The 24,180-nt window shown below is 48.9% G+C and carries 22 protein-coding genes; 9 read left to right on the forward strand and 13 right to left on the reverse strand.

Annotation, left to right across the window (positions count from 1 at the left end; translation table 11 throughout):
- Nucleotides 1–165: 165 nt before the first annotated feature.
- Entirely contained in the window at nucleotides 166–1,515 is a 1,350-nt protein-coding gene (gene rlmD / locus L2713_RS06830; protein ID WP_248967373.1) for a 23S rRNA (uracil(1939)-C(5))-methyltransferase RlmD, read from the reverse strand.
- 101 nt (nucleotides 1,516–1,616) lie between these two features.
- Between rlmD and barA the strand changes: the two genes are divergently transcribed.
- The 3 genes from barA (at nucleotide 1,617) to L2713_RS06845 (ending at nucleotide 5,330) form a co-directional block, all read left to right on the forward strand.
- On the forward strand, nucleotides 1,617–4,424 hold the full coding sequence (gene barA / locus L2713_RS06835; protein ID WP_248967374.1) for a two-component sensor histidine kinase BarA: 2,808 nt from the start codon (nucleotides 1,617–1,619) through the stop codon (nucleotides 4,422–4,424).
- The gene (locus tag L2713_RS06840) at nucleotides 4,399–4,998 is read left to right on the forward strand and encodes a YjaG family protein (RefSeq protein WP_011625559.1); all 600 of its coding nucleotides are present in this window, start codon (nucleotides 4,399–4,401) and stop codon (nucleotides 4,996–4,998) included. The genes barA and L2713_RS06840 overlap by 26 nt, the downstream gene beginning before the upstream one ends.
- Nucleotides 4,999–5,096: 98 nt before the next feature.
- Nucleotides 5,097–5,330, forward strand: coding sequence for a DUF3319 domain-containing protein (locus tag L2713_RS06845; RefSeq protein ID WP_011625558.1), 234 nt, complete (start codon nucleotides 5,097–5,099; stop codon nucleotides 5,328–5,330).
- A 5-nt stretch (nucleotides 5,331–5,335) separates the two neighbouring features.
- On the opposite strand, the gene lldR is transcribed toward L2713_RS06845, so the two are convergent.
- The gene (gene lldR / locus L2713_RS06850) at nucleotides 5,336–6,235 is read right to left on the reverse strand and encodes a LysR family transcriptional regulator LldR (protein WP_248967375.1); all 900 of its coding nucleotides are present in this window, start codon (nucleotides 6,233–6,235) and stop codon (nucleotides 5,336–5,338) included.
- Nucleotides 6,236–6,468: 233 nt separating this feature from the next.
- Between lldR and L2713_RS06855 the strand changes: the two genes are divergently transcribed.
- The 3 genes from L2713_RS06855 to L2713_RS06865 all read left to right on the forward strand — a co-directional run bounded on the left by L2713_RS06855 (nucleotide 6,469) and on the right by L2713_RS06865 (nucleotide 10,542).
- Nucleotides 6,469–7,431 carry an AEC family transporter gene (locus L2713_RS06855; RefSeq protein WP_248967376.1) on the forward strand — a complete coding sequence of 321 codons (963 nt, stop codon included), beginning with the start codon at nucleotides 6,469–6,471 and terminating at the stop codon, nucleotides 7,429–7,431.
- A 129-nt stretch (nucleotides 7,432–7,560) separates the two neighbouring features.
- Entirely contained in the window at nucleotides 7,561–9,219 is a 1,659-nt protein-coding gene (gene recN / locus L2713_RS06860; RefSeq protein WP_248967377.1) for a DNA repair protein RecN, read from the forward strand.
- Between the two features lie 447 nt (nucleotides 9,220–9,666).
- Nucleotides 9,667–10,542 carry a universal stress protein gene (locus L2713_RS06865; protein WP_248967378.1) on the forward strand — a complete coding sequence of 292 codons (876 nt, stop codon included), beginning with the start codon at nucleotides 9,667–9,669 and terminating at the stop codon, nucleotides 10,540–10,542.
- A gap of 83 nt (nucleotides 10,543–10,625) precedes the next feature.
- On the opposite strand, the gene L2713_RS06870 is transcribed toward L2713_RS06865, so the two are convergent.
- The 9 genes from L2713_RS06870 to glyA form a co-directional block, all read right to left on the reverse strand.
- Complete coding sequence (locus L2713_RS06870) at nucleotides 10,626–11,120, reverse strand: phosphatidylglycerophosphatase A family protein (protein ID WP_248967379.1); 495 nt, start codon at nucleotides 11,118–11,120, stop codon at nucleotides 10,626–10,628.
- Nucleotides 11,120–12,076 (reverse strand): thiamine-phosphate kinase, encoded by a 957-nt coding sequence (gene thiL / locus L2713_RS06875; protein WP_248967380.1) that lies wholly within the window; start codon nucleotides 12,074–12,076, stop codon nucleotides 11,120–11,122. Before thiL ends, L2713_RS06870 begins: the two co-directional genes overlap by 1 nt.
- A gap of 78 nt (nucleotides 12,077–12,154) precedes the next feature.
- Nucleotides 12,155–12,559 (reverse strand): transcription antitermination factor NusB, encoded by a 405-nt coding sequence (nusB, locus tag L2713_RS06880; protein ID WP_011621889.1) that lies wholly within the window; start codon nucleotides 12,557–12,559, stop codon nucleotides 12,155–12,157.
- A gap of 14 nt (nucleotides 12,560–12,573) precedes the next feature.
- On the reverse strand, nucleotides 12,574–13,050 hold the full coding sequence (gene ribH, locus L2713_RS06885; protein ID WP_011073313.1) for a 6,7-dimethyl-8-ribityllumazine synthase: 477 nt from the start codon (nucleotides 13,048–13,050) through the stop codon (nucleotides 12,574–12,576).
- Nucleotides 13,051–13,190: 140 nt separating this feature from the next.
- Nucleotides 13,191–14,294 (reverse strand): bifunctional 3,4-dihydroxy-2-butanone-4-phosphate synthase/GTP cyclohydrolase II, encoded by a 1,104-nt coding sequence (gene ribBA, locus L2713_RS06890; protein WP_011621888.1) that lies wholly within the window; start codon nucleotides 14,292–14,294, stop codon nucleotides 13,191–13,193.
- Nucleotides 14,295–14,361: 67 nt separating this feature from the next.
- Nucleotides 14,362–15,018, reverse strand: coding sequence for a riboflavin synthase (locus tag L2713_RS06895; protein ID WP_011621887.1), 657 nt, complete (start codon nucleotides 15,016–15,018; stop codon nucleotides 14,362–14,364).
- A gap of 7 nt (nucleotides 15,019–15,025) precedes the next feature.
- Nucleotides 15,026–16,171 carry a bifunctional diaminohydroxyphosphoribosylaminopyrimidine deaminase/5-amino-6-(5-phosphoribosylamino)uracil reductase RibD gene (gene ribD, locus L2713_RS06900; RefSeq protein ID WP_248967381.1) on the reverse strand — a complete coding sequence of 382 codons (1,146 nt, stop codon included), beginning with the start codon at nucleotides 16,169–16,171 and terminating at the stop codon, nucleotides 15,026–15,028.
- Nucleotides 16,172–16,270: 99 nt separating this feature from the next.
- Nucleotides 16,271–16,720: a transcriptional regulator NrdR gene (nrdR, locus tag L2713_RS06905; protein ID WP_011073317.1), complete on the reverse strand. Its 450-nt coding sequence runs from the start codon at nucleotides 16,718–16,720 to the stop codon at nucleotides 16,271–16,273.
- Between the two features lie 210 nt (nucleotides 16,721–16,930).
- A complete protein-coding gene (gene glyA / locus L2713_RS06910; RefSeq protein ID WP_069454448.1) occupies nucleotides 16,931–18,184 on the reverse strand; it encodes a serine hydroxymethyltransferase in 1,254 nt (417 codons plus the stop codon).
- A gap of 190 nt (nucleotides 18,185–18,374) precedes the next feature.
- Between glyA and ettA the strand changes: the two genes are divergently transcribed.
- Nucleotides 18,375–20,042, forward strand: a complete 1,668-nt coding sequence (gene ettA / locus L2713_RS06915; protein WP_011621884.1) for an energy-dependent translational throttle protein EttA — start codon at nucleotides 18,375–18,377, stop codon at nucleotides 20,040–20,042.
- Between the two features lie 76 nt (nucleotides 20,043–20,118).
- On the opposite strand, the gene L2713_RS06920 is transcribed toward ettA, so the two are convergent.
- The gene (locus L2713_RS06920) at nucleotides 20,119–21,126 is read right to left on the reverse strand and encodes a TIGR00341 family protein (RefSeq protein WP_248967382.1); all 1,008 of its coding nucleotides are present in this window, start codon (nucleotides 21,124–21,126) and stop codon (nucleotides 20,119–20,121) included.
- A gap of 259 nt (nucleotides 21,127–21,385) precedes the next feature.
- Nucleotides 21,386–22,309 carry a LysR family transcriptional regulator gene (locus tag L2713_RS06925; RefSeq protein WP_248967383.1) on the reverse strand — a complete coding sequence of 308 codons (924 nt, stop codon included), beginning with the start codon at nucleotides 22,307–22,309 and terminating at the stop codon, nucleotides 21,386–21,388.
- 189 nt (nucleotides 22,310–22,498) lie between these two features.
- Between L2713_RS06925 and L2713_RS06930 the strand changes: the two genes are divergently transcribed.
- Both L2713_RS06930 and L2713_RS06935 read left to right on the forward strand, forming a co-directional pair.
- The gene (locus tag L2713_RS06930) at nucleotides 22,499–23,398 is read left to right on the forward strand and encodes an MBL fold metallo-hydrolase (RefSeq protein WP_248967384.1); all 900 of its coding nucleotides are present in this window, start codon (nucleotides 22,499–22,501) and stop codon (nucleotides 23,396–23,398) included.
- Nucleotides 23,399–23,525: 127 nt separating this feature from the next.
- Nucleotides 23,526–24,179 (forward strand): DsbA family protein, encoded by a 654-nt coding sequence (locus L2713_RS06935; RefSeq protein ID WP_248967385.1) that lies wholly within the window; start codon nucleotides 23,526–23,528, stop codon nucleotides 24,177–24,179.
- Nucleotide 24,180 lies beyond the last annotated feature (1 nt).

Genomic DNA, 24,180 nt, shown 5'->3' on the forward strand with positions numbered 1-24,180 from the left:
CAGAGAAAAGTGGCACCACCTCGGCACTCCTATCTTCAGCATTGGCACGGACTTGTCAAACCCAACGAGACGAAACTTCACATTTTTTACGTTATTCAAACGCTTTGCTTACTTTACACTCGAATAACGCGGGCAAGTGAAGAAACCTTGCCCAACCGATAAGCCTTATTTTGCAAGCTCAAACAACGCCATGGCTTCGATATGATGTGTCTGCGGGAACATATCGATTAAGCCTAACTTTTGTAACTTGTAGCCACGTTCAAGCAGCACCGCACTGTCGCGGGCCAAGCTCGCCGGATTACACGACACATACACCACTTGGCGAGGTTTCATCTTCTTAAGCCATTGCAAACTCTCGAACGCACCCGCGCGGGCAGGATCGAGTAGCAACTTATCAATCTTGCCCATCCAAGGCTCGCAGGATAAATCGGCACTTAAGTCGCCATGGTAAAAGGTTAAATTGCTTAAGCCATTTGCCGCCGCGTTTTCACGGGCTTGGCTAACCATTTCTGGCACGCCTTCAACCCCAATCACTTCGGCGCCCAGTTTAGCTAAAGGCAAACTGAAGTTCCCCATTCCACAGAAGAGATCGAGAATACGCTCACCCGGCTGCGGCGCTAACCAGTCTAACGCCTGCGCCACCATAGCCTTGTTAATTTGCGCATTCACTTGTACAAAGTTACCCGGGGTAAAGGTGAGGCTCACAGGCTTTACATCGGCTGTATCATCGAGCAACTGGTAAACGGGCAATAACAGCGTGCCATTTACCCCATGGAACTCGCCGTCGTTGTCTTGTAAACAAATATGGATTTGATGCAGCTCGGCAAACTGCGCAAGCTTAGCCATGTCCTTATCATTTAAGGATTTAGTGATCCGAATTACCGCAAAATGGCCATTGTCGGCGTCAATCAACTCTAAATGACCAAGACTCGATTTGGCCGCCAGTTGATTGAGCAACTTAGCAAACGGGGCGATTAAATCCGCTAAGGGTTTCGCCAAGACTAAACAGCTATCAATAGGCACGACTTGGTTGCTGCTCGAGGCACGAAACCCTAAGCTCAACTGCTTGGTATTTTTATCAAATAGAGTCGCAAGGCGGGCACGGCGACGATAGTGCCACCCCTCCCCCGTCAATGCGGGCACTGAGTTGCCTTCGGCGCCAGCAAATTTAGCCATAATATCAACCAAGGCCGCTGACTTATGCTCGCGCTGGCCGGCTAATGACATATGCTGTAAATCGCAGCCGCCACAGCTTTGGTAATGTGGGCATAGTGGCGTGACTCGCTCAGCGCTCGGTGTCTCGACTTTAATTAGCTTGGCTCGGGCATAGTTTTTCTTTTGTTCGGTCAGCTGCGCCTGCACGGTTTCACTGGGCAAGGCCCCAGGGATAAATACGACTTTTCCCTGATGTTGTGCTATACCTGCCCCTAGATGATCCAGCTGATGCACGCTAAAGGACTGCTTCGCCGACAATTGCTTGGAACTATTTGGTTTTGCTTTAAAAAATTGTGCCATTTCGGCCTCTAAATCAATAAAAAACTGGTAAAGACCGCCCTTTTTCTGGCAGTCTTATAAAATTATATCGTCCCTAGAACTTAGGAAACTGCGCTGCGGCTATGAACCCTGTCAACAACATGACCAAATACAGCTTACGTTCCTGGGTTCTGGTGCTTGCGCTTGCGCCGACGATCTTAGTCGGTATTCTGCTGGGCAGCTACTTTACCATAAATCGCTTCTATGAACTCGAAGATACGCTGATTGAACAGGGCAGCAATATTATCGAGCCTCTAGCGATTGCCAGTGAAGTGGGACTCGTGGGCAATGACAGAGAGGCCACCAAACGGCTCCTTGCCGCCGCGCAGCTGAATAAATCCACGCTCGTGAAATCCATCGCTATTTTTGACATTCAAAATCAACTCTTTGTCACATCGCATTACCACAAAGATTTCGAAATCATGCGCTATAAAGAGGCGCTGAGTAATCTGCACAAAACCGAAATCGAGCATGTGGGCGATAGCCTTATCCTTCGAACGCCGATTTTTGCCACCGCCCCTCCGGCGCCGGGCGCGCCCATCAATTTTGATATCCAAACCGATAATGGCGAGTTGCTCGGCTATATTTCGGTGATTATCAATAAAGAACGTGCGCTGCTCGAGCAACACAGGGCCGCCGTGGCCGCCTTTATTATCGTCTTGATTGGGGTGCAATTAAACCTGCTGTTTACCTTTCGTCTGGTGAAAAACGTCACCCAGCCGATTACCGAAATGGTGCGAGTGGTGGCCAAAATTCGTGAGGGTAAACTCGATGCGAGGCTCGAGGGCAATCTTATCGGTGAGCTGGATTTGCTTAAACGCGGTATTAACGCCATGGCGGGTTCGCTATCGGAATATCACGATGAAATGCAGCAAAATATCGATCAGGCCACCTCGGATCTGCGGGAAACCTTAGAGCAGATTGAGATCCAAAACGTCGAGCTCGACTTAGCCAAAAAACGCGCGCTGGAGGCCAGTCGCATTAAGTCGGAATTCTTGGCGAACATGTCCCACGAGCTGCGCACCCCCTTAAACGGCGTGATAGGCTTTGCCCGTCAACTCGTTAAAACCCCGCTACACTCGAGCCAAGTCGATTACATTAATACCATCGAGCGCAGCGCCACCAACCTACTGGCGATTATCAACGATATTCTCGACTTCTCGAAACTCGAAGCCGGTAAAATGGTGTTAGAAAAAATGCCATTCGGCTTAAGGGAAACCTTAGGTGAGACGATTACCTTAATCTCGGGCAGCGCGCAGGCGAAAGGGCTGGAATTGGTCGTCGATATTGCGCCAAACGTCCCCGACAACGTTAACGGCGATGCGATGCGCGTTTGCCAAATTATCAATAACTTAGTAGGCAATGCCATCAAGTTTACCGATTCGGGCAGCGTGTTAGTCAAATTAGAATTACAAAATCAGACCGACGAGCAAGTGGTGCTGCGCTGTGATGTGATTGATACCGGGATAGGGATTGACGACAGCCAGCAGGACTTCCTCTTTCAAGCCTTTGGTCAAGCTGATTCTTCGATTTCTCGCCGCTTTGGCGGTACTGGGCTTGGACTGGTCATCACTAAGCGTCTCGTCAACCAGATGGGCGGCCAAATTGGCTTTACCTCGGCGTTGGATAAGGGTTCAAACTTCTGGTTCACTCTGCCATTAGGGCTCGGCCAATTCCAAATTGGTGACTCACTGCCCTTTGAAAAACTTAAAGATAAAACCGTGCTGTTTTATGAGCCAAGAGTGCTCACTCATTCGGTGATTAGTCGCCAACTAAAACTGTGGGATACCAAAGTTACCCACCATCAACACATTCCGAGTTTACAGACGACGCTCTCGACCACCGAGCATCAATTCGATTATGTGCTATTAAGCTGCCATGGATTTAGCAATCCCAATCAATTAGTCAGCACCTTAAACCAAGCCAAGACCAAAACGGATTGCTTAATCGTGCTGTTCGATTGCCAAGAGCAGGAAGTGCTAAGCCAGTTTATTCGCCCCAATGCCGATGTGGTGTTGTCACTGCCGGTGAGCGAGCACCAACTGGCGCGCAATATGCTTTATCCGCCAATAGAATATGACATTTCACCACCTGCCAGCATCACAGTGCCCGCCGCGCGCCAATCACTGACCGTATTGGCGGTAGACGATAACTTTGCCAATTTAAAACTAATTGATACCCTGCTTAACGAGTTAGTGACGACCGTCATCGCCGTTAATAGCGGTGAAGAAGCCGTCAAACAAGCCAAGAGCCGCACCTTCGACCTTATATTTATGGATATTCAAATGCCGGGTACCGACGGCATCAGCGCCACTAAGCAAATCCGCCAAGGGTCGATGAACCGAAACACGCCGATTATTGCCGTGACCGCCCACGCGATTGCCGAGGAACGTGAACTGATTTTAGGCAGCGGTATGGATGGGTACTTGCCTAAACCCATAGATGAAGCCGCCCTCAAAGCGGAGATAAACCGCTGGATCACTCGGCCCAAGTTCACCCACTTCGATTTACACACCCTCAACTGGGATCTTTGCTTAACCCAAGCAAACCATAAGTCGGATTTAGCCTTAGACATGCTGCGCATGTTATTGGATTCACTGCCTCAAACCGTCTCGGCAATCGAGACGGCGCTGAGTCAAGATGACCAAGCGACTATGCTCAGCACAATCCATAAGCTCCATGGTGCTAGTTGCTATTGTGGGGTGCCAACGACACAGCGATTATGCCAAGAGATTGAATCGGCATTGAAACGTGATGCCCGTGTCGAAGATCTCGAACCGGAAATACTAGAGTTACTTGATGAGCTAACTAAGGTAGAATCGGCGGCAAAACAAGTGCTATCACAGCTATCAGCGGAAATAACAGATGACCAAAAAAACGGGCTTCTTTAAGCGTTTAAAGGCGCTAGAACTACCACAGAAAAAACTCTTTGCCATTGCCCTTTGCCAACGAATGTTACCTAACTATCAATTGTTTTCAGAGGTTTGCGAGTTTGGCGATCCTGCGGTATTAAGCACTGTGCTCGAGCTTCTTTGGCAATCCCAGTACGACAACAAGCTGAAATTCAACATCGATGTGCATTTGCAGCGTTTAGAAGATAACACCCCAGAACCTGCCGACTTTGATAGCTATGGTGTGTACCCGGCGATGGACGCCGTGGTGGCCCTCTCGACATTACTTGGGGCGATTCAAACCAATCTTGAGGAAGATATCACCAATATCAGCAAGTTATCCTCAAGCACTGTGGCGAACTACATTGAAACCATCAGCGATGTGGATTTAACCGATGATGCCTTAGATGACTACGTCTTCGCCCATGAAGTGATGGAAGAAGAGCGCGCGCTGCAAAATACGCTGCTGGAAATCATCGAAGAAAATCCTAAGATCACCGCCGAGTTAGTGAAAGGGTTACGCAAAGAGATTATCGAAGCGGGTGTATCGAATATCGGCATCAGCGTGGCCTAAATAGGAACTGACTACCTAAGAGATTTGGCTTTTAGGTAGCATCTTATACTGGGGAATACTGCACGAGGGGATAGGACTTAGCCAAGCATCCATTCAATATGAAAAAACTAGTTTATCAAGGATTTATCTTAACCAATAGCGAAGGCCGCACCGATACCTGGAAACTCACCATAGGTCAGCAAAGCCGTATTGGGTCCTTGTTTGAACTGCGCCGTTTAGTCAATTACTACCTTGAGCTGGGTATCGTGCCCGCCACCCGCGCCAGCCTGCAAGAGGCGAAGCAGACCCAAAACTCCATGAGTAAAAATCCGCTAAAGCCTCGCAAACGCTAACTGGCTTACGCCATCGAAAACAGCTCGGGCGCCTTAGACTGCATAAACTCGATAAACACCCTCACCTTCTGCGGCTGCTGACTCCGCTGGTGATACAGAATCGATATTCTGCGCTGCTCACCAATCCATTCGGGCAAGAGTACTGTTAACTGCCCCTCTTTAATTTGCTGCTTTACAAATAATTCAGGGCCATAAAGTATGCCGCCGTGGTCGAGTGTCGCCTGAATCGCCCCGTGTAGATCCGTAAGCGTGAGCTTTGTTGGGCCATTAAAATAAAATGACTCGCCATTAGGGTGCTTTAAGTGCCAATTAAACAGTGGCCATACTTTAATTAACTGGTGGGCTTCAAGATCATCGGGATGGGTTAACTTTGGTGCCGAGGCTAAATATTCCGGCGTCGCAAACAGGCGATAATCGAGTTCGCCTAAGGTGCTCGACACCCAAGAGGAATCGGGCTGAGCACCGCCCACAATCGCCACATCGATCCCTTTATCAATTAAATCGACTAACTCATTGCTTTGGGAAATATGTAAGCGGATATCGGGATATAAACGCCCAAACTCGTTCAATGCGCGGATAAAGATGATAGAAATAATCGAAATCGGCGCCGCAATCCGCAATGTCCCTTCGGGCTTATCACTGCCGACACCGCTGAGTTCATCAAATTGGGCAATGACGCTCTGATAACGTTGGAATAACGCTAGGCCTTCTTCGGTTAACCGCAGCTTACGGGTGCTACGCATAAACAATTGCTTATCGAGCTTCTCCTCAAGTTTGGCCAGCTTGCGGCTCACGGTGGCGATGGGCATATCGAGCTCTTTAGCCGCTTGGGAAAAACTCCCCGCATTCACTAAATGCACAAACAGATAAATTAACTGCAGCTCGCCGCCTATATCATCAGCCATTTTCAATCCCAATCGTTTATGTGAGTACCTGCATCCATAACGCGCACTAACTCATTGTGTTTTAAACGTAGAATTATTCACTTCTACGACCATAGCGCAATAGCCTCTAGGGGGAATGCTATGCTATTTTGCCGATAAATTTACTGCGCTAGCGCCGATTATCGTTAATTGGCTGAGAGAATATCCCGAGACTCGTTTACGGGATAAGCAACACAAAAGGATGAGTGAGGGACATGACCATTTTAACCCCTCTGTTTGCCGTCTTCGGGATCATGCTACTGGGCACACTAGTGCAAAAGCTGCGCTTTCTTCCAGTAGAAACAGACCAAGTTCTCAATCAATATGTTTATTATATTGCGTTTCCGGCCATCCTCTTGATAGCACTGGCGCAACAGCCCATTGAAGAGATCCTGCAGTGGGGATTTATCGCCGGGTACAGCGCAGCCATGTTGGTGATTTACCTCGTTTGTATCGGCATCTCCCTGCTGGTGAATCCTAAACAGCCTGCGATTGCCGCCGTGCGCGCCTTAAATGCCACTTTTGGTAATACCGCATTTATCGGTATTCCACTCCTTGTCATCTTATTCCCCCAGCAACAAAGCGCCTTAGTTGCCGCTGCGATTGCCAGTTTATTGTCCGTACTCATGTTTGCCGTGGCCTTGGTCTCATTAGAACTCGCCACCAATAAACAGCGACAACATCACGCCGCAGTGATCATGCTGCTGGCCGTGGTGAAAAACCCGATTGTGATAGGTTGTTTTATTGGCGTGGCCATTTCGGCATTAGGGATAACCTTACCAGCAGGCTTGGCAATGATGATCCAGCAGATAGGCAATACCTCCAGCCCCTGCGCCCTCTTTGCCGTCGGCATGGTACTGGCGAAAGCCATGCGCTATCAAAAAGATAGCAAGGTATTTAGCCTGACAAACTTCATCGAACTGAGTCTTATCAACCTGTTTAAACTTATTCTGCAACCCGCCTTGGTTTACTTCATGCTAAAAGGCGTAGGTGTCACGGGCGACTACCTCGTTATGGGTGTCATTCTTAGTGCCTTGCCCACGGCGGCAAGCGTCTATCTGTTGGCGCAGCGCTATAACACTCAGGCCTCCACCAGTGCTCAAGGGATACTCTTTGGCACTATAGTGACCTTTTTCAGCTTGCCCATTTTGGAACAGCTCGTTAAAACCTATTCATAAACAAATAATTAGACTTTAGATTATCGCGATATGTCGAATATTCACCCAAAGCCACTTTACTGTATATAAATTCAGTATATACTGTTTATCAATACAGTGATTTGGTAAGTTTTTCGACAGGAACTCACTATGCTTTGCCAACTCAGCATCAACAATTTCGCTATCGTACGTTTCCTTGAACTGGACTTTCGCCCCGGTATGACCAGCATTACCGGTGAGACTGGCGCGGGAAAATCCATCGCCATTGACGCGCTAGGCTTATGCCTAGGTAACCGTGCCGATGCCAGCAGTATTCGCCCTGGCGCGAACAAAACCGAAGTCAGTGCCCGATTTTCGCTCGAGGATGTGCCTCTGGCAAAACGCTGGCTCGAAGATAACGATCTCGAACTCGATGATGAGTGCATTCTGCGTCGAACCATTGGCAGTGACGGCCGCTCACGCGCCTATATCAATGGCAATCCCGTCCCTTTGACTCAGTTAAAATTACTGGGGCAATTACTTGTGGGGATCCATGGCCAGCACGCCCACCATGCCATGTTAAAGAGTGAGCATCAGCTCACCTTGCTCGATAGCTACGCCAATCACAGACTACTGATAGACACTGTCGCGGCAAGCTATCAGCGCTGTAAACAAATTGAAGCCGAACTCAAACAATTAGAAGCCTCCCAGCAGGAACGTATTGCCCGTAAACAGCTGGTGCAATATCAAGTTGAAGAGTTAGATGAGTTTGATCTCAAGGTTGGTGAATTTGAAGAGATTGAACAGGAACATAAACGCCTGGCTAATGGCACCGAGTTGGTAGATAGCTGCCAAGCCAGCCTGTTTTTACTCACGGATGGTGAAGAGAGCAATATCGAGTCATTGCTGAACAAAGCCGTCGGCCTTGCCGAAAATCTGCAAAGTTATGACCCAGCACTAACCAATGTCAGCACTATGCTGAACGAGGCGCTTATTCAAGTGCAAGAGAGCGCCGGCGAATTGCAGCACTACCTGAGTAAACTTGAGCTCGATCCCGCACATTTTGCCTATTTAGAGGAAAGGCTCTCTAAAGCCATGCAACTGGCCCGTAAGCACCATGTCAGCCCTGACAAATTAGCCGAACATCATCTCGCCCTCAGAGCCGAACTCACGACCCTAGATGATGATGAAAATAAGCTAGAAGATATCCAACGCCAAGTGGAGGCCAGTAAAGTAGCCTACCTCGCTAACGCGCAAAAGCTAAGTCAAAGCCGCGCCCGTTATGCGAAAGAGCTGGACAAGCTGGTGACTCAATCCATCCATGAGCTCAACATGCCCAAGGGTAAGTTCACCATTGAAGTGAATTTCAATCCAGAAATCATGTCGATGAACGGCAGCGATAATATAGAGTTTATGGTCACCACCAACCCAGGCCAACCATTACAACCTATATCAAGGGTTGCCTCAGGCGGCGAATTGTCACGTATTGGCTTAGGTATCCAAGTCATTACCGCGAAAAAGGTTGCTACCCCTACCCTGATTTTCGACGAGGTGGATGTTGGGATCTCAGGCCCCACAGCAGCCGTCGTTGGACGCATGCTGCGTAGCCTTGGCGAATCGACCCAAGTACTGTGTGTGACCCACTTGCCGCAAGTTGCCGGTAATGGCCATCAACATATGTTTGTGAATAAATTCAACAAGGCCGGAAGCACTGAAACCACTATGACACCTTTAGATAGGGATCAACGTATCCAAGAGCTCGCCAGATTACTCGGTGGCGACACTATTACCACCAACACCTTAGCCAATGCGCGGGAGTTATTGCAGTAGGGAGCTATTGCACTAGGTAATTATTACAGTAGTCACTCACGCTACCCCGCTGTAAATAAAGTCGTACACAGATTAAAGGCTCCAAGGGAGCCTTTAATCTTATTTACAAGGGATAAACCTAAGCAGAGGCATTCACAATATTAGACATTTTAAGACGTTAGAATATTGATATCCCCAGATACTGACTCGCGGAATGCAAAATAACTGATAACGATAACAATCGCCCTCCGTGAAGGATGAATGAATAATTTTTTATATTAATCGCCATATTTATAAAAAAATAATCAATAGTCCTGTCACCATTTTCAATAACCTAATGAAATTTAAATATTAATTTCAGTTAGATTATTATTGGCTAGATTGCAAATTTGATAGTGATATTTAATATTATCGAATAACACCCGCTCTCCTAGACTTAATTACCTCTCTGGTCAATAGGAGTTGATCATGCCTTTCCAGCACATTCTCGCAGCAGTAGATGATTCAGTTCCGCCCAATGCCGTACTCAAAAAGTCCGTTGTCTTGGCTAGAAAATGCCATGCGTCCTTAACCGTTCTCAAGGTAAAACGTACCCACAATTTTAATCTCAACCTTTTATTTCATAGAGATAAATCTAAGCAGATGCCAGATGAAAGACGAAAGCCCATCTTGGCTTATCCAGATAAACAATATCCAATCCACATAAAAGAATGCCTATCCCACTCAATACACAATGCTATCGTCAACGAATGTAATCAGTTTGACTATGATCTCATCATCGTCAGTCACAAATTCTATCCACCTTTCTTCAATGAATTTTTAATTGCAGATGAATGGCAATTGCTACGATTACCCCATATTCCAGTGATGTTTGTGGATCTTGAGGATTGGCATGAGAACGGCCATGTTCTCACCGCATTGGAACTCGATAATGAAAATATGACTCACCTCGAGTTTAATGAAACCCTAATAGAAGAAAGTAAGCGGATAGCGAGCTTGCTCTCAAACGATTTGCATTTAATTAATAGCTACTTACCCGATCCCTTTTACATGAGCTTTAATCATCAGCAGCAAGAATCCGTTTCAGAGCGGGAAAAATATAAAGCGAAGCTCAGCACTGTGGCACGGCAGCACAATCTCAATACCCGCAACCTACACGTAGAAGAAGGCTTGCCCGAAGATACGATTTCCAATGAGGCCCGTAGGCTCAACGTCAATATGCTGGTGATGGGCAGCGCCGAACGCAAAGGCATGTTGAGCGCATTCAAAGGTAATGCGGCGCGAAATATTATTAACAAGCTACGAACCGATCTCTTTATTGTCAAACCGCGGCATCCGCACTAATAGCTCAGCACTCAACAATCTCGCAAATAAAAACAGCCTTTAGCATTCACTAAAGGCTGCTTGATTATCACAAATCGGTTTCGTTAATGGATAAAAGCTGCGAGAGCCTGCACACCAATAAGCGCGAAAATGCCTGCTAATACATCGTCGATCATAATCCCAAAGCCACCTTCGACCTTGGCATCGAGCCAACGGATTGGCCAAGGCTTGATAATGTCAAAGAGACGAAACAGCACAAAACCAACGACTAACCAGAGCACTCCGGCAGGCGCGGCAATCATTGTGATTAATAGGCCTGCCACTTCATCCCAAACGATTGCACCATGATCATGTACACCCATATCCCTAGCAGCTTTATCGCAGATATAAATCCCCGCGAGTACGCATACTAAGGTTACAGCTAAGTACCAACTCAAGGGCAATTGGGCCAATAACAAATAGAGCGGCACGGCCGCCAAGGTGCCAAAGGTGCCGGGCGCCTTAGCCGCTAAACCACTGCCAAAGCCTAATGCTAAAAAATGGACTGGATTTTTAAGAGACAGGCGCGACAGCGCCTGATCTTGGGATAACAACTTCATTAAAAGTGCTCAAAACCATGATATGGCGGCGTAAACGGCTCACCATTGAGTTGCAACTTAAGTTTACTGCCCGCACAGATTTGTCCAACCCGCACAAACTTAGTCCCCGCGTGGCTCAGTGCTGTTTCTAACGCACCTTTTTGCGCCTCAGGCACGGTAAAGAGCAGCTCATAATCCTCGCCCCCCGTTAGCGCATAACCTAAGGCATGCTCTTCGCTCACGGTATCCTGCATGGCGCGGGACAACGGAATCGAGCCTACATCCACAACCGCGCCTACCTGCGATGCTTTGAGGATATGGCCAATGTCCGAGATAAAACCGTCGGATAAGTCGATAGCGCTGGATGCTAAAGACCGTAACGACTGACCCGCTAACACTCGAGGTGTTGGACGATAATGGCGATTGATTAAGAACTCTTTATGCTCCGTACGCGCATGCTGCACGCCGCGGATCAAATCCAGTCCTAATGCTGAATCGCCGAGCGTACCGGTCACATAAATCCAGTCACCCGCTTTTGCACCGTGACGAGTCAATGCCTTACCCTGTGGCACTTGTCCATGCACGGTAATGTTAATGGCTCTAGGGCCGCGGGTGGTATCGCCGCCAATGAGGGCAATACCATAGTATTCAGCCGCTTCGAAGAGTCCCTCACTAAACCCACTCAGCCACGCTTCGTTAACCTCTGGTAAGGTAAGCGCAAGCGTCATCCACGCAGGCTCTGCCCCCATGGCGGCTAAATCTGAAAGATTCACTGCTAAGGCTTTGTAACCTAAGGCTTGAGGGGGAATATCGGGGAAGAAGTGAACGTTTTCGACTAAGGTATCGCAGGAGATGGCGATCGACTTGTTTTCGGCGGGCTGCACTAGGGCGCAATCGTCGCCAATACTCAGTTTGACATCACGGCGCGTGGGGCCGCGGTGATTGAAATAACATTCAATAAGTTGGAATTCTTTCACTGTACAGTTTGGCGCGACTCACATCGGCCACCTTTGTTAGCAATGAAAAACGGTATCCTAAGATACCGTTTGTCCTTATTACTTACGTGCAACCAGTTTGTCGAGTAATCCATTAACAAACTTATGGCTTTCATCCGCACCGAAAGCTTTAGCCAGTTCAATCGCCTCGTTAATCGCGACTTTGAACGGCACATCTTTACGGAAAGTCAGCTCATAGGCCGCTAAGCGAACTATGGCCTTCTCCACTGGCGACACCTCATCAATGGGGCGGTCCAAGTGTGGAATGAACAACTCATCCAGTTGGGTTTTCTTAGTTGCTACGCCTGCAAATAGCTCACGAAAATAAGCTACGTCTACACCATCGAGACTCTGTTCAGTTAAAAACTCATGCTCGACATCGGCAATATTATTCCCGCTTAGTTGCCATGAATAGATGGCTTGTACGGCTAAACGGCGGGCCTTGCGGCGCTCAGAAGGCTTCATTATTTTTCCTACTATTACAACTGTTGTTCTAGCTGCTGCAGAACGTTGACCATTTCTAGCAAGCTAAGTGCAGCTTCGCCGCCCTTGTTACCCGCTTTAGTACCTGAACGCTCAATGGCTTGTTCAATGGTATCTGTAGTCAATACACCGAAAGCAACGGGCAGATCGAACTCTAATGCGATTTGAGCTAGACCTTTGTTACATTCACCTGCAACAAAATCGAAATGAGGGGTACCACCACGGATCACTGCACCGAGTGCGATGATACCGTCAAACTTACCACTTGCGGCAACACGACGTGCAGCCAGCGGTAACTCAACCGCACCAGGTACACGGACGACAGTGATGTTTTCGTCACTGACTTGGCCAAAACGTTTCAGCGTGTCAAGTGCACCTTCAAGCAGGCTCTCAACTAAAAAGCTGTTAAAACGCGAAATTACAATCGCAACTTTGGCATTCTTCGCTTCGATATTACCTTGAACTACGTTCATTTTCTTACCTAATTTAGCTAAAGCACCCGGCTCTGGGCGAAAAGTGGCGACATGATATCACAGTCAATCGCCCACAGCCCTATGCAAATTATACAAATAATTAATTTTACCTTAGTACAACGTCTAACAAGCTCAGCCTGTTACTCCGCCACATATTCAGTCACTTCAAGACCAAAGCCCGAGAGCGAGTGATAACGCTTAGGTGAGCTCAAGAGGCGCATTTTGGTCACCCCAAGGCTGGCAAGGATTTGCGAGCCCACACCCACGCGGCGTGAAGTGCCTTGCCATTTTGCAGAGGCTGGCGCTTGACCTTGATCTTCCGCCTCAAAGGCTTTGACTTTAGAGAGGATTTCACAAGGATGCTCTTGATTGCCCAGCAACACCAACACACCACCTTCGGCAGAAATACGCTCCATGGCTTTTTCAAGCGGCCAGCTGCGCTGCTGATCGCGCTCTGAGTGGAGTAAATCGTTGAAGGTATTTTGTAAGTGTACGCGCACTAAACAATCTGGCTTCACCTCGCCCTTCACTAAGGCAAAGTGTAGTTGATTGTCGATAGTGTCCCTAAAGGTCACCATGTCGAACTCGCCAAAGCGGGTCGGCAGTTTACATTTGGCTTCGCGCACGACTGTGGTTTCTTTGGTGTTGCGGTATTCGATGAGCGCCGCAATAGTGCCGATTTTAATCCCATGTAATTCAGAGAAAATCTCTAAATCAGGACGACGGGCCATAGTGCCGTCTTCATTGAGGATCTCAACTATCACTCCCGATGGCTCAAGCCCTGCTAAACGGGCTAAATCACAACCCGCTTCCGTGTGACCTGCGCGGGTTAACACGCCGCCGTCCTGCGCCATTAATGGGAAGATATGACCCGGCTGCACTAAATCCGACGCCTTGGCATCTTTAGCCACGGCAGCTTTTACCGTTACGGCGCGATCGTGGGCCGAAATCCCTGTGGTTACGCCTTCTGCCGCTTCAATCGATACCGTAAAGTTAGTCGAGAACTGCGCATTGTTATTAGTCACCATCAAGGGCAGGTTTAACTGCTGGCAACGGGCTTTAGTCATCGTTTGACAGATGAGTCCACGACCGTATTTCGCCATAAAGTTAATCGCTTCAGGCGTGACCAGCTCGGCCGCCATAATCAGGTCGCCTTCGTTTTCTCTGTCTTCGTCATCCATCAAAATAACCATTTTGCCTTGACGAATATCCTCGATGATCTCTTCTATACTGTGCAGCGCCATTGTAGGACCTTTATGATTTTACTGTTGTTATGAAATTCTATACCTAAGTGAGCTAAGTGCCAGTGCCCTAACGCACAAAGCCAGCACGGGCTAACATTTCCATGGTCACCCCACCGCCTTGAGTTTCTTTAGTATCAAAGCGCATTAAACGCTCTAAATAGCGGGCGATTAAATCCACTTCAATATTCACCTTATCGCCGGCTTTCAAATCTACCAGCGTGGTTTCACCCGCAGTATGGGGCACTATAGTTAATCGGAAACGGTGTCCATCGACTTCGTTTACCGTCAGGCTCACGCCATCGATGGTGATAGAACCTTTATGGGCGATATAGCGAGCCAGCTCAGCAGGCGCCGCTAACCAAAATTCGATTGCTTGCCCACGAGCAAGACGCTGCTCTACGGTGGCAATGCCATCCACATGGCCGCTGACCATATGCCCGCCGAGGCGAGTTGTCGGGGTAACGGCTTTTTCAAGATTAACCTTAGTGCCGACTTTATAGTTAGCAAAGCCTGTGAGACTGACAGTTTCAGCCGACACATCCGCCACATAGCCATCGGCTAATTGCTGAACCACAGTCAAACACACCCCATTGGTGGCGATACTGTCGCCTAAACGCACATCGCTTAAATCCAGTTTGCCACTGGCGACCGTCAAACGAATATCATCGCCTTTACGTTCAAGCTTTCGCAGCGTGCCAACGGCCTCAATAATCCCAGTAAACATGGTTAACTCACTTATTCGCTAAAGATGGATTGGACGAGAGTCTCAAGGTGAAACGCGTATCCGCGCCCACTTTACGCTCATCGACCAGTTTGAGGATCGGAATATCTGCCATCATTTGATAATCGGGTAATTCGAGTAGATTACGTCCTTGTGCGCCAAGGATTTTCATCGCTTGATATAACACTAATTCATCGGCTAATCCGTCACCGATAAAGGCGCCGGCTAAGGTCGCGCCCGCTTCGATAAGCACCTGATTACAGCTTTTGCCTAAATAGCTTAAGAGTGCAGGCAGCGAGATTCGACCTTCGATGGCCGGTAATTGAAGACAAGTCACATGGGCGGGCAACTGCGCCATAAAGGCTGGCGAGTAAGGCTCAGTTGAAACTAATAATATCGGCGATTCAATCGCAAGCAAGGCTGCCGTAATCGGCATCCTGCAACGACTGTCTAAAATCACCCGCAACGGTTGTAAAATCTGCGCTTCACTCAATTGTGAGCTAAGACTGCCAAGCTCTGAGTAACGCACATTGAGCGAAGGGTCATCGGCTAGCACAGTGTCAATCCCTGTCACTAGTGCGCAGGCGCGTAAACGTAAGCGCTGCACATCGCGGCGAGCTTCGGGGCCTGTGATCCATTTGGACACACCGTTTGATAACGCGGTTTTACCATCGAGACTCGCGGCAAGCTTTACCGTCACCCAAGGTAGGCCTGATTCCATGCGCTTCATAAAACCAAGATTTAAAGCGTAAGCTTCGTCGCGGTGCAAGCCAACATCCACTTGAATACCCGCATCGCGCAGCATTTGAATACCTCGGCCACCGACCTGCGGATTGGGATCTTCAACCGCCACCACGACTCGTTTTACACCAATATTGATCAGTGCCAAGGCACACGGCGGTGTGCGGCCATAATGGCTACAAGGTTCTAAGGTGACATAGGCGGTCGCGCCACGGGCAAGCTCGCCAGCCATGCGCAGTGCATGCACCTCGGCATGTGGCTCGCCGGCTTTTTGATGATAACCTTCACCGACAATCTGATTATCTTTTACGATAACGCAGCCCACACAGGGATTGGGGCGAGTGGTATAAAATCCTTTGCGAGCCAGTTGTATGGCTCGGCTCATCATCTGGCTATCGAGTTCTGACCAATTCATATAAACCCTATGAAATCTTTAGAAAGCATGCCCGAATGCGGCGCATAACGAGGCGCTAACCTAAGCACTAACCTAAGCACTAACTTAAGATAACCCACATTACTTTTGCAGTTTCGCAATCGCCTCACCGAATTCGGAGACGTCTTCAAAGGCGCGATAAACCGAGGCAAAACGAATATAGGCAACCTTATCTAGGCTCATTAACTGCTCCATCATCAAGTTACCTATCATCTCGGATGGCACTTCGCGCTCGCCGGTAGCCCGCAGCGTTGACTTGATTTTACTTAAGGCCTGCTCGATTTCATCCATAGACACGGGGCGCTTTTCGACCGCGCGTAACATACCTGCCTGCAGCTTTTCTTCATCAAAGGGTTGGCGCGTGCCATCGCGTTTAATCACCCGTGGCATCACTAATTCGGCCCCTTCGAAGGTAGTAAATCTTTCGTGGCATTCGGTGCATTCTCGGCGACGACGCACTTGATGGCCTTCCGCCACTAATCGGGAATCGATCACCTTAGTATCTGTCGCGCTGCAAAATGGACAATGCATTGAGCCTCCTGCCGTGAATGGAATAAAGCCTATGGCTTTCGCTGTTTCTCGCTTAAACCGAGCGGGTTTAAGTCTAAGATTTTAGCAATAAAAATGGCCGCTTAATGCGGCCATGGGATTTTATCCTATTTATCGGCTGAGGTTAACCACCTGAGAGTAACACCCTAAGCAGTTGTGAACTCAGCCGTCATATTCAGATAAATTAACGAATTAACCGTAAACAGGGAAACGGGCGCACAGTGCCAATACTTGGCCTTTTACGCGCTCGATAACCGCTGGGTTGTGAGCATCGTCGAGGATGTCACAGATCCAACTGGTTAACTCTTTCGCTTCAGCTTCTTTAAAGCCGCGGCGAGTAATCGCAGGCGTACCGATACGCACGCCAGAGGTCACGAATGGAGAACGTGGGTCATTTGGCACAGAGTTTTTGTTTACTGTGATGTTCGCGCTACCTAAAGCGGCGTCGGCTTCTTTACCCGTCAGGTCGCGACCGATTAAGTCCACTAGCATTAAGTGGTTGTCAGTACCGCCAGAAACGATCTTGTAACCGCGCTCTAAGAACACTTCAACCATGGCTTTAGCGTTCTTAACCACTTGTTGTTGGTAAGCTTTGAACTCTGGCTCTAAAGCTTCTTTGAAGGCTACCGCTTTACCCGCGATAACGTGCATCAAAGGACCGCCTTGACCGCCTGGGAATACCGCAGAGTTCAGCTTTTTGTATAACTCTTCATCATCTGCAGCAGACAGAATGATACCGCCACGAGGACCGGCTAAGGTCTTGTGAGTAGTTGAGGTCACAACGTGCGCGTGTGGCACAGGGTTTGGATACACACCCGCGGCGATAAGACCCGCAACGTGCGCCATGTCGACAAACAGGTAAGCACCGATTTTGTCTGCGATTTCACGCATTCTTGCCCAGTCAACGATGCCTGAGTAAGCAGAGAAACCACCGATCATCATCTTAGGCTTATGTTCAACCGCCAGACGTTCCATTTCGTCATAGTCGATCTTACCTGATTCATCGATGCCGTAAGGAATGATGTTGTACAGTCTACCGGAGAAGTTTACTGGCGAACCGTGGGTCAAGTGACCACCGTGAGCGAGGTTCATACCTAAAACGGTATCGCCTGGTTTTAACAATGCCATGTAAACGGCGCTGTTTGCTTGAGAACCTGAGTGAGGTTGTACGTTTGCGTAAGTCGCACCAAACAGTTGTTTTGCACGCTCAATCGCTAAGGTTTCAACTACGTCCACATACTCACAACCACCGTAGTAACGCTTGCCAGGGTAACCTTCGGCGTACTTGTTGGTTAATTGTGAACCTTGCGCTTGCATCACGCGTGGACTGGTGTAGTTTTCAGAAGCAATCAGCTCAATATGCTCTTCTTGACGCAGAGTTTCGTTCTGAATTGCGTTGAACAGTTCCGGATCATAATCTGCGATATTCATATCTTTTTTCAGCATTGCTTACTCCAGCTGCCAATTCTTGTAGGTAGGGTTGCGCGGTATTCTACTCGTAACGAGCCGACAATCCCAGTCTCTGAAACATGAAAATCCTACAGTTTTACCTTGAACTCGCCTCAATGCCGAGTTGAGTTCGGCGCGCAATCGAGTAGAATTAGCCGCATCATTAGTCACTTATAGATGCAGAAAAATGGCTCAGTTTGTTTACAGCATGCTGCGGGTGGGCAAGGTTGTTCCTCCTAAGAAGCAGATCCTTAAAGACATTTCCTTAAGCTTTTTCCCCGGCGCTAAGATCGGTGTGTTAGGTCTTAACGGTTCAGGTAAATCCACCCTACTGCGCATCATGGCCGGTATCGATACCGAGATTGAGGGTGAAGCGCGCCCAATGCCAGGGCTGAAGATTGGTTATCTGCCGCAAGAACCGAAACTCGATCCGACGCAAACCGTGCGTGAAGCGATTGAAGAAGCGGTTTCTGAAGCCAAAAATGCCCTCAAACGCTTAGACGAAGTCTATGCGGCTTACGCCGATCCCGATGCAGACTTCGACGCACTTGCCAAAGAGCAAGGTGAACTCGAAGCCATCATTCAGGCACAGGACGCCCATAATCTGGACAACATCCTTGAGCGTGCGGCGAATGCGCTGCGTCTGCCAGATTGGGATGAAAAGATTGAAGTCTTATCGGGTGGTGAGCGCCGCCGTGTGGCAATTTGTCGTCTGCTGCTGGAAAAGCCAGAAATGCTGCTACTCGACGAACCCACCAACCACTTGGACGCCGAATCAGTCGCTTGGCTCGAGCACTTCCTGCAGGAATACTCGGGTACCGTAGTGGCGATTACCCACGACCGTTACTTCCTCGACAATGCTGCTGGCTGGATTTTAGAACTTGACCGTGGTGAGGGTATCCCATGGGAAGGCAACTACTCTTCATGGCTTGAGCAAAAAGATGCCCGCTTGAAGCAGGAATCTGCCGCAGAAAGCGCGCGTCAAAAGACCATTGCGAAAGAATTAGAATGGGTTCGCCAAGGCGCGAAAGGTCGTCAGTCTAAGGGCAAAGCCCGTATGGCGCGCTTCGAAGAGCTGAACACCACTGATTACCAAAAACGTAACGAAACCAACGAGCTGTTTATTCCGCCCGGACCGCGTTTAGGTGATAAAGTCATCGAAGTGAAGAACTTAACCAAATCCTACGGTGACCGCGTTCTGATCGATAACCTGTCGTTCTCCATTCCTAAGGGCGCGATCGTCGGTATTATCGGTGCCAACGGTGCAGGTAAATCGACCCTGTTCCGCATGCTGTCTGGCAGCGAGCAGCCTGATAGCGGCACCATCGAACTGGGTGAAACCGTGCAACTGGCGTCGGTTGAACAGTTCCGTGACTCGATGAATGACAAGAACACCATTTGGCAAGAAATTTCCGGTGGTCAAGACATCATGCGTATCAACAACATGGAAATCCCAAGCCGAGCCTATGTGGGCCGCTTCAACTTCCGTGGTGCGGATCAGCAAAAGGTGATTGGCACACTGTCGGGCGGTGAGCGCAACCGTGTTCACTTAGCTAAACTGCTACAGGCTGGCGGTAACGTACTGCTCCTCGACGAACCTACCAACGACTTAGACGTTGAAACCCTGCGCGCACTGGAAGAAGCGATTCTCGAATTCCCAGGTTGCGCTATGGTGATCTCGCACGACCGTTGGTTCTTAGACCGTATCGCGACCCATATTCTGGACTACCGCGACGAAGGCCAAGTGAACTTCTACGAAGGTAACTACACCGAATACTCGGCGTGGTTGAAGAACACCTATGGTGCCGATGTGGTTGAGCCACACCGCTTAAAATACAAGCGTATGACTAAATAAGCGCGATGCGTTTACAGCTACATAAAAAGCCCCGCAATTGTGGGGCTTTTCTTTTATGCACAAAAGGTTATGCCGACTAATCCTGTTCCTGAATCGCTTTTACATCACCATCGCGGTCAATCACATCGACCGGAAAGTAACGTACGCGCACGGTCGCCGGTTTTACTTGCCCCGTCTGCGTCAACTCACTCTCAAGTAGTCGTACAAAGCTGGCATCTGGTTTTTTAATGCCGCCAACCGTGACCCGCACTATCCATTGACTCGCCTCTTCCTCAATGCCGACTTTAATCAACCGCATATTGGGGAACTTGAGTAGCTGCTCACTCACAATGCGAGTCACTTTGCTCTCATACAATTGCCTTGCCACCACATTATGCAGATTCACGCTGAGGGCAATAACCAAAATAACCAACAGAATCAATGTTATGAAGTTACGTTTCAGCAACTCCCACAGCGAGCTTTTTTGCCAAAAATAAAATCCGTGGAAACCGTTCAACCACAGCACCACGGAGGACACAAATTGGATGGCGACTATGTTGGTAAACGTCAGTAAGAAGGCACCACGGGCGAGTTCAAAATTCCCATGACCTAGCAATATCGCCGATGCACACAGGGGCGGCACTAATGCGGTAGCAATCGCTACCCCCACAAAGGAAGTACTTAACCGCGGCGAAATAGTCGCATAGGCGCCCGCTGCACCGCCCGCAAACGCGACCATTAAATCGAGAAAGTTCGGCGCCGTTCTCGCCATGATCTCCGGCGTGATGGGAATATCGGAATGCAGAAAGCCAATTAAAAAGGCGGTGAAATAAACCAGAATACTCCCCACAATCAAACTTTTAATGGCATGGCGAACTAGCAACTTTTCCCCTTCAACCAGTCCTAATGCCAAGCCTAAAATGGGGGAAAACAACATAGCGACAATCATGGCGCCAATGACCACCGCAGCGCTGTTGGCCAAGAGTCCGTAGCTGGCGATGATGGCCGCTAGGGTGTTCATCGCCAAAAAGGGCACATCGAGCTGGGCATTGACGCGAATATTCGCGCGGGTAATTTCTTTGTGATCTTTAATATCTTCGCTCATATCGTCTGCTCAGCAAGGGAGGATGGGACCTAAGTTGCACATTTAAAACAAAAATATCCCAACCAATATAGCTGAACAGAAAATCGCCGCAATGGGGTTTAAGCGTCTGGCGCAAAATATAAATCGAAGGAAGGAGCTTGGGTTGATTAACGATTACAAAGTGACGTAAACCGAGGGACAAAGTCGAACGAACAACGCAACCCTGTCACCGTTATCTCATAGAGATGCAAGCGCAAGTTGCGCATTCAAGATCACACCCTTAAATTGCCCCATTAAAATGCTGCACTAGCATATCCATCATCACCCTTAATGCGGGCTGCATATGTTTGCGGGATTGATACACCCCGTACACGCCTAGGGATTGAGGTTTAAATTCCCGCAGCAATGGCACTAATGCCCCCGAATCGAGGTGCGGTTTAGCCGCCCACAGGGGCTGCATGGCAATTCCCTCCCCCGCCAAGGTGGCATTTAGCACCACCATAGAGTCATTGGCACTTAGGTTGCCCTTCACCGGAATATTGAATATCTGCCCGACTTCCTGCGTTGACGTTGCCTTCGCGGCGATAGGCGTTTGAGTGAATCGCCACATCACATCGCCAAAGTAGGAATAGGTTAGGCAGTTATGCCGAGTTAAATCCTCGGGATGCGTGATGGCCGAATGGCTGGCAAGATAACTCGGTGCCGAGCACACCACAGACTCACACTCGCCTAAACGTCTGGCGATAAGCGTAGGGTCGAGTTCGTTGGTGATACGAATGGCAAGATCGATACGTTCAGCCACTAAATCAACGGTTTGACTCGTCACATGAAAGTTCACACTCGCCTGCGGGTATTGGGCTAAATAAGGACGTACGACGCTGGGGAGGAGTAAATGCGCCATAAATTGCGAGCAGCTGATCCGCAGTAGCCCTCGGGGCTGGGCACTCTGAGCATGACTGACGGCGGGGACTTCCTGCGCCAACTCAAGTAAACGCTGACAATAATCGAGCACCTGTTCACCCGCATCGGTCAGGCTCAAACGTCTCGTAGAGCGGTGCAATAAACGGGCGCCTGACCATTCTTCCATCTCGGCCAAGTAACGGGTCACCATGGAGCGCGACATATCTAACGCCTCGGCGGCGCCAATCATGCTCCCTCGTTCGACAATAGTCACAAACACCTTTGCCGCTTCGAGTCTATCCATGGTTTATTCGCCCCTTGTTGATTAGCTTGCACTAGATTCCCGGCTTTCAACGCCACTTCATCCGAATTATGCAACAAATAAGCGCAATTTTCCGTGTTTATCTAACGTTTTTTGCAACCTAAACTAAGCTCACTTTTGCAGCAGTGCAAATCACCGAATGCCTATTTGAATGAATAAGTGAGAACTGAAATGACACTATTGAATAACCTAAGCTTAGCCAGCTTCAAACCCCAATTCGCCGCTGCAATGCTTGTGGCAGGAATGGCTACGGCGCAGGCCGCACCTTTGCAAGTGAGCCATTTTAATCCGGGTGAAAACAGCATCTTTGCCGTGTCCTCCAGCTTTATCAGTGGCGAGCATGAAATGATGCTGGTCGATGCTCAGTTCCAAAAAAATGATGCCCAGACCTTAGTGGATACCATTAAGGCCAGCGGTAAAAAACTCACCTTGGTTTATATCAGCCACAGCGATCCAGACTTTTACTTTGGGTTGGATGTGATTAAGCAAAACTTCCCCGAGGTAGAAATCGTCGCCACCCAAACCACGGTCGATGATATTAAAGCCTCGATGGAAGGCAAACTCGCCTACTGGGGACCGATTTTAAAGGACAATGCGCCGAGCCAATTAGTGTTGCCAAAGGTGGTGACAACCAATAGCTTTAGTATCGACGGCGAACAAGTGCTGATTGAAGGTCTAGAGGATGCTCATCCTAAGCATACCTTCCTGTGGGTACCTTCGGCTAAGACCATCACTGGCGGAGTTGAAGTATTTGATAATACCCATGTTTGGATAGCTGATACCCAAAGTATCGAGTCTCGCCAGGCTTGGTTAGCCCATTTGGATAAAATGAGCGCCCTCTCCCCCGAAACAGTGATCCCTGGCCATTATCTTGGCAAGGCAAGATTTGATCAGCGCGCGATTAGCTTTACCCGCGACTATATTCATGCCTTTGAAAATGCGGCAAAAACAGCAAAAAATTCTACGGACTTAATTGCCAAGATGCTCGCACTCTACCCACCAATCCCTAGCGATGTGGGCCTTGAGATCAGCGCCAAAGTGATTATGGGCGAAATGCGCTGGCCCATGTAAGCGCATCGGGGCACGGTATTCCCTGCCCCATTCACTCTGATGTAAGCCTTGCTTAGCACTCAAGCAAAAGCCAAAGCTCAGTTCAGTTCAGTTCAGTTCAGTTCAGCCCGTTTTATAGGAAGTCCCCATGAATACCAATGAAGATCCACAGGCCGTTTTACACGCCATTATCGACCCTCTGTGCGGTTGGTGTTATGCCGCCGCACCACTGTTTGATGCCGCAGCCGCTGCCGGATTTAGCATCAAACTCCACGCAGGCGGCATGCTCACAGGGCCAAGACGCAAACAGATTGATAATCAATGGCGCGACTATGTCATGCCCCATGATCAACGTATTGCCGCACTAACCGGACAAGTCTTTGGTGAAAACTACTACGAAGGCCTATTGCGTGACACGAGTATCCTATTGGATTCGGCGCTGCCCATCAGGGCGTTACTCGCAGTGACTGCCTTAGGTGGCAATGATTTAGCCTACTTACATGCGATGCAGCTCGGCCATTATCGTGATGGCCAGTGCGCAAGCGATGAAAATAACCTGCATCTTTTAGCGGAAAAATTGGGCATAGATAGCGCCGCCTTTGCCCAAGAATACGCCGAAAATGAAGAAGCCCTTTATCAACATATCGTTGCTTCGCGGGCATTAATGAATCAGCTCGGCGCACAAGGTTTTCCCTCCGTGGCGCTAGAGACCAGTGAAGGTCACTTAAAGCTTCTCAATCACAGCCGCTTTTACGGTCAACCCTCGAAGTGGCTTGAATATCTGAATGAGCAGCTATCCTAAT

This window comes from Shewanella seohaensis, from assembly GCF_023283775.1.
Lineage (GTDB): Bacteria > Pseudomonadota > Gammaproteobacteria > Enterobacterales > Shewanellaceae > Shewanella > Shewanella seohaensis.

Coding starts and splice junctions, on each gene's coding strand:
- rlmD (WP_248967373.1), bottom strand. CDS start 1,515: ATGGCACAATTTTTTAAAGCAAAACCAAATAGTTCCAAGCAATTGTCG.
- barA (WP_248967374.1), top strand. CDS start 1,617: ATGAACCCTGTCAACAACATGACCAAATACAGCTTACGTTCCTGGGTT.
- L2713_RS06840 (WP_011625559.1), top strand. CDS start 4,399: ATGACCAAAAAAACGGGCTTCTTTAAGCGTTTAAAGGCGCTAGAACTA.
- L2713_RS06845 (WP_011625558.1), top strand. CDS start 5,097: ATGAAAAAACTAGTTTATCAAGGATTTATCTTAACCAATAGCGAAGGC.
- lldR (WP_248967375.1), bottom strand. CDS start 6,235: ATGGCTGATGATATAGGCGGCGAGCTGCAGTTAATTTATCTGTTTGTG.
- L2713_RS06855 (WP_248967376.1), top strand. CDS start 6,469: ATGACCATTTTAACCCCTCTGTTTGCCGTCTTCGGGATCATGCTACTG.
- recN (WP_248967377.1), top strand. CDS start 7,561: ATGCTTTGCCAACTCAGCATCAACAATTTCGCTATCGTACGTTTCCTT.
- L2713_RS06865 (WP_248967378.1), top strand. CDS start 9,667: ATGCCTTTCCAGCACATTCTCGCAGCAGTAGATGATTCAGTTCCGCCC.
- L2713_RS06870 (WP_248967379.1), bottom strand. CDS start 11,120: ATGAAGTTGTTATCCCAAGATCAGGCGCTGTCGCGCCTGTCTCTTAAA.
- nusB (WP_011621889.1), bottom strand. CDS start 12,559: ATGAAGCCTTCTGAGCGCCGCAAGGCCCGCCGTTTAGCCGTACAAGCC.
- ribH (WP_011073313.1), bottom strand. CDS start 13,050: ATGAACGTAGTTCAAGGTAATATCGAAGCGAAGAATGCCAAAGTTGCG.
- ribBA (WP_011621888.1), bottom strand. CDS start 14,294: ATGGCGCTGCACAGTATAGAAGAGATCATCGAGGATATTCGTCAAGGC.
- L2713_RS06895 (WP_011621887.1), bottom strand. CDS start 15,018: ATGTTTACTGGGATTATTGAGGCCGTTGGCACGCTGCGAAAGCTTGAA.
- ribD (WP_248967381.1), bottom strand. CDS start 16,171: ATGAATTGGTCAGAACTCGATAGCCAGATGATGAGCCGAGCCATACAA.
- nrdR (WP_011073317.1), bottom strand. CDS start 16,720: ATGCATTGTCCATTTTGCAGCGCGACAGATACTAAGGTGATCGATTCC.
- glyA (WP_069454448.1), bottom strand. CDS start 18,184: ATGCTGAAAAAAGATATGAATATCGCAGATTATGATCCGGAACTGTTC.
- ettA (WP_011621884.1), top strand. CDS start 18,375: ATGGCTCAGTTTGTTTACAGCATGCTGCGGGTGGGCAAGGTTGTTCCT.
- L2713_RS06920 (WP_248967382.1), bottom strand. CDS start 21,126: ATGAGCGAAGATATTAAAGATCACAAAGAAATTACCCGCGCGAATATT.
- L2713_RS06925 (WP_248967383.1), bottom strand. CDS start 22,309: ATGGATAGACTCGAAGCGGCAAAGGTGTTTGTGACTATTGTCGAACGA.
- L2713_RS06930 (WP_248967384.1), top strand. CDS start 22,499: ATGACACTATTGAATAACCTAAGCTTAGCCAGCTTCAAACCCCAATTC.
- L2713_RS06935 (WP_248967385.1), top strand. CDS start 23,526: ATGAATACCAATGAAGATCCACAGGCCGTTTTACACGCCATTATCGAC.